Annotated in this window: 1 protein-coding gene; it reads right to left on the reverse strand. The window is 78.5% G+C overall.

The window, feature by feature from the left end; translation table 11 throughout:
• Positions 1-47: 47 nt before the first annotated feature.
• A partial coding sequence (locus tag CKO13_RS12455) for a hypothetical protein (protein WP_200261476.1) occupies positions 48-601 on the reverse strand: 554 nt, incomplete at its 5' end.

Raw genomic sequence — 601 nt, forward strand, 5'->3', positions numbered from 1 at the left:
ATCTGGTAGGCGCCGGGCGGCCCCCTCCCCGCGGGGCGGCCCGGCGCCTACCAGATCAGCCCGCCGGTCGCCTCCGACAGGTCCACCCCGAACGCCTCGACCCACTGCGCGTCGCGGATATAGGCCACGCGGCCGATGGTCACCGCGCTGGCCGCAGCGCCGGCCGGCGCCCAGGCGCCGTAGTCCTCGGCGCTGAAGAGCAGCCCCTCGAGGCCGTCCGCCTGGACGAGGAAGACGCCACGCCGGGCGTCCTCGCCCCCCGAACGCCGGTAGAGCAGCTCCACCGTCGTCCCCGCCGGCAGGATCGCCACCGGCGGGACAAGGCAGCCGTGGCTGCGGCACTCGGCGGTGTAGGGCAGCAGCGGCTCCGGCCCCTCGGCGTAGCCGCCGCTGTCGTAGACCCGCACCACCCCGTCGAGCCGGAAGAGCCGGCGCCCGTCGAGGGCCACCGAGAGGCTTGGCGTCCCCGCCGGCGGGCCCGCCGGATCGGCGGCCCCCGCGGCCTGCAGCCGCTCGAGCAGGGCGGGGTCGGCGCCCCGGGCGACGGCGAGGCGGGCGTGGCTCAGGGCCGTGGCGCCGAGGTGATCGGCGGCCCGCGGGT

It is taken from the genome of Halorhodospira neutriphila (assembly GCF_016584055.1).
Taxonomy (GTDB): Bacteria; Pseudomonadota; Gammaproteobacteria; order Nitrococcales; family Halorhodospiraceae; genus Halorhodospira; species Halorhodospira neutriphila.